4 protein-coding genes are annotated in these 3,966 nt (G+C 71.5%); 2 read left to right on the top strand and 2 right to left on the bottom strand.

Annotated elements, in window-relative coordinates; translation table 11 throughout:
• Window positions 1–182 (bottom strand): rRNA adenine N-6-methyltransferase family protein (locus FV230_RS25540; RefSeq protein ID WP_281408330.1); only part of this gene is annotated, 182 nt, incomplete at its 3' end.
• A gap of 439 nt (window positions 183–621) precedes the next feature.
• Between FV230_RS25540 and FV230_RS25530 the strand changes: the two genes are divergently transcribed.
• Window positions 622–1,407, top strand: coding sequence for an SDR family oxidoreductase (locus tag FV230_RS25530; protein ID WP_187275616.1), 786 nt, complete (start codon window positions 622–624; stop codon window positions 1,405–1,407).
• Window positions 1,408–1,419: 12 nt separating this feature from the next.
• On the opposite strand, the gene FV230_RS25525 is transcribed toward FV230_RS25530, so the two are convergent.
• Complete coding sequence (locus FV230_RS25525) at window positions 1,420–2,115, bottom strand: TetR/AcrR family transcriptional regulator (RefSeq protein ID WP_147844384.1); 696 nt, start codon at window positions 2,113–2,115, stop codon at window positions 1,420–1,422.
• A gap of 199 nt (window positions 2,116–2,314) precedes the next feature.
• Here FV230_RS25525 and FV230_RS25520 point away from each other — a divergent pair, with 199 nt between their 5' ends.
• Window positions 2,315–3,847, top strand: coding sequence for an NAD(P)/FAD-dependent oxidoreductase (locus FV230_RS25520; protein ID WP_147729266.1), 1,533 nt, complete (start codon window positions 2,315–2,317; stop codon window positions 3,845–3,847).
• The last annotated feature ends 119 nt before the right edge of the window (window positions 3,848–3,966 follow it).

Raw genomic sequence — 3,966 nt, 5'->3', positions numbered from 1 at the left:
AGCCCGCCGGGCCCCGGCCCGACCTCCAGCACGGTCACGCCCGCGAGCGGGCCGGCCGCGCGGGCGATCCGCCCGGTGAGGTTGAGGTCGTACAGGAAGTTCTGGCCGAGCGCCTTCTTCGGCTCCAGCCCATGCCGCGCCACCACCTCGCGCAAGGGGGGCAGGCCGTCGGGGGCGGTCATGAGGAGCGTGAGTCCAGGTGTGCGCCGACACGGCTCAGGTGCCCGCGTCTCCCTCCCCCCTCTGCGGGGGAGGGTGGGCCTCGCGTTAGCGAGGGTCGGGAGAGGGGAGCGCGTTGTCCGGATACGGCGCTCCCCTCTCCCGACCCGCTTCGCGGGCCACCCTCCCCCGCACCCAAGTCGGGCCCGCCCGATTTGGGCACACACGGTGCGGATCTCGGCCAGGCCCGAGATCCGTCGGGGGGAGGGAGAGGCGCTTCCGCTTCGGTCGCGGCGCATGACGTCGGCTTGCTGAGCCGCCGGCTCGCATCCGATCCGGCGAAAACCGCGCCCTGTGCGCCACCTCACACCGGCCCCGATCACCGCGCTTGACGCAGACCATGATGGTCATCATGTCCGCTTATACATGATGATCATCATGTTCGAGCAGGAGAGATCGGCCATGTCCACCAAGCCCGAAGTTCTCGTCACCGGCGCCTCGTCCGGGATCGGTGCCACCTATGCCGACCGCTTCGCGCGTCGCGGCCACGACCTCGTGCTGGTCGCCCGCGACGGGCAGCGCCTCGAAGCCCTTGCCGACCGGCTGCGGCGCGAGGCCGGAATCGCCGTGGACGTGGTCCAGGCCGACCTGACCGTGGAGGCCGACCTCGCCCGCGTCGAGGCGCGCCTGCGTGAGGACGCGCGCATCGGCGTGCTCGTCAACAATGCCGGCGCGGCGGTGCTGGGGCCCTTCGTCGATCAGAATCCCGGTCCGCTCGCCGCCCTCATCGCCCTCAACGTCACCGCGCTGACGCGGCTCGCCAACGCCGCGGCGCCGCGCTTCGTCCGGGCCGGCACCGGCGCGATCATCAACATCGGCTCGGTCGTCGGCCTCGCCCCGGAACTTGGCATGTCGGTGTACGGGGCGACCAAGGCCTTCGTGCTCTATCTCAGCCAGGGGCTGCATCTCGAGCTCGGGCCCAAGGGGGTGCACGTCCAGGCGGTGCTGCCGGCCGCCACCCGCACCGAGATCTGGGAGCGCTCCGGCGCCGACGTGAACACCCTCGACAACGTCATGGAGGTCGGCGAGCTGGTGGACGCCGCCCTCGTCGGCTTCGACCGGCGCGAGACCGTGACGATCCCGCCGCTGCCCGATGCCGGGCAGTGGAGCGCCTACGAGGCCGGGCGCCAGGCGATGCTGCCCAATCTCGGGCGGCCGCATGCGGCGGAGCGCTACCGCGCGGCCTGAGCCGCCGGCGGCTCAGGCCAGCGCGGCGGCGGCGAGCCCGGCCTCGGTCAGGTAGGGCCGGAACAGGCTCGCCACCTGGGCCGCGCCCCAATCCAGGTGCTCGCGCCGGACCTCGCCGAGGCCGCGGCGCGAGCGCAGGTAGTCGATCCAGTAGGTCGAGACGATCCAGGCGTTGACGATCAGGTGCTCGGTCTCCGCCGGGCCGGCCCTGAGCAGGCCCGCCGCCTTCATCCCGGCGAGCGCCTGCCGGACGTGGTCCTGGCCGGAATCGCTGACCGTCTTCAGCCGCGGCCGCAGGGCCGGCGCGAGCCGGAAGATCGTGCCGCCGTCGCGGTAGAAGAAGCGCCACTCCCACATCAGCGTGAACCAGCCGGCGAGGTAGGGGGCGTAGCGCGCCTCGCCCGCCTGCGTCGCGTAGGCCGTCGCCACCGCCTCGAGCCGTTGCTCGAAGGCCGAGAACAGCGCCTCCAGGATCTGCTCCTTGCGCTGGAAGTGATAGTAGAGATTGCCCTCATTGATGCCGACCGCGGCGGCGATCTCGGCGGTGGTGACGGCGGCCGGCCCGCGCTCATTGAACAGGTCGCGGCAGGCCGCGAGCACGCGGTCGCGCGTGCCGGGCTTCGCGACGCGCGTCGCGCCGCTCCTGCCCGCGGCCCCGGCAACGCCCTTCGGCAGATCCTTCGCGCGCGCCGCAGGGCCCGTCCTCATCGCCTCAGGTCCGCCGTCCGACTTGGCCGCCCCATCGATCCACCCGCACCCTGATCCGGCCTTCGATCCGCCGAGCGCGGGGCGCGTCCGGCACCATCACGTTTCGCGCCAGATGCATTTTACGGTGGTAGCCCGTTGACGTCTATAAGGTGTCCACCTTAAATCGGGGCGACGCGCGAAACCGCCGGAGCCCGACGCCATGAACGACGCCTCGCCCCCCACGAGTCCGCTTCGGGCGCCCGCCTCCGCCGCGGACGCCGCCCGGCATTTCGACGTGCTGGTCGTCGGCGCCGGGCTCTCCGGCATCGTCATGGGGCACTACCTGCAGACCGAGTGCCCGCGGAAGACCTACGCCATCCTGGAAAGCCGCGACGCGATCGGCGGCACCTGGGACCTGTTCCGCTATCCCGGCCTACGCTCGGATTCCGACCTCTACACCTTCGGCTTCAGCTTCCGCCCCTGGCGCAGCGACCGGGCGATCGCCGACGGCGCCTCGATCCTGAGCTACGTCCGCGAGACCGCGCAGGCCGAGGGCATCGACCAAAAGATCCGCTTCGGCACCCGGGTGGTGCGGGCGGCCTGGGATTCGGCCGCCGCCCTGTGGACCCTCGACGCCGAGGTCGGCGAAGCCGCCGAGCCGGTGCGCTACACCTGCGCGGTCCTGTCGGTGTGCAGCGGCTACTACGCCTACGACCACGGCTACAGCCCGGACTTTCCCGGGCGCGAGCGCTTTGCCGGGCCGGTGGTGCACCCGCAGGCCTGGCCCGAGGACCTGTCCTGGGACGGCAAGCGCGTGGTGGTGATCGGCTCGGGCGCCACCGCGGTGACGCTGGTGCCGGCGATGGCCAAGACCGCGCAGCACGTCACGATGCTGCAGCGATCGCCGACCTACATCGTCGCCCTGCCGAGCCGGGACAGAATCGCGCATTGGCTGCGCGAAAAGCTGCCGGCCGGCCTCGCCCACCGGCTGACGCGGGCGAAGAACGTCGCGCTCGGCATCTTCTTCTACCAGTTCGCGCGCAAGAAGCCGGCGGCGATGACCAAGCGCATCCTCGACGGCGTGCGCGCGCAGCTCGGCCCCGACTACGACGTCGCCAAGCACTTCACCCCGAGCTACAAGCCGTGGGACCAGCGCCTCTGCCTCGTGCCGGACGGCGACCTGTTCAAGGCGATCCGCTCCGGCGCCGCCTCGGTCGAGACCGACACGATCGCCAGCTTCACCGAGGACGGCGTCCGGCTCGCCTCCGGCAAGACGCTGCCGGCCGACATCGTCGTCACCGCCACGGGCCTCCGGATGAAGATGATCGGCGGGATGACGCTTTCCGTCGACGGCCGCGCGGTCGAGCCGGAGAACACGTTCCTGTACAAGGGCATGATGCTGTCGGGCGTGCCGAACTTCGCGGTGACGATCGGCTACACCAACGCCTCGTGGACCCTGAAGAGCGAGCTGACGGCACGCTACCTTTGCCGGCTCATCAACCACATGGACGCCAACGGCTTCGCGCGCTGCGAGCCCCTGGCGGATACCGGCCGGCTCAACACCGAGCCGACCCTACCGCTGACCTCCGGCTACGTCACCCGCGCCGCGCACCTGCTGCCGAAGCAGGCCGACACCAAGCCGTGGAAGCTGCACCAGAACTACATCCTCGACACCGCCGCCCTGAAGTTCGGCCGCCTCGACGACGGCACGATGCGGTTCTCGCGCCGCGAGGCGGCCAAGCGCGCGGCGTGAGCCTCCCTTCCCTCCCCCCGACGGATCTCGGGCTTGCCCGAGATCCGCACCCTGTGTGCCCAAGTCGGGCAGGCCCGACTTGGGTGCGGGGGAGGGTGGGCCTCGGCTGACGCGAGGGT

The sequence above is a fragment of the Methylobacterium sp. WL6 genome, from assembly GCF_008040095.1.
In the GTDB taxonomy this organism is placed as follows: domain Bacteria; phylum Pseudomonadota; class Alphaproteobacteria; order Rhizobiales; family Beijerinckiaceae; genus Methylobacterium.
The sequence above is the reverse complement of the archived record's forward strand: the minus strand, read 5'-3'. Positions and strand labels throughout refer to the sequence as shown.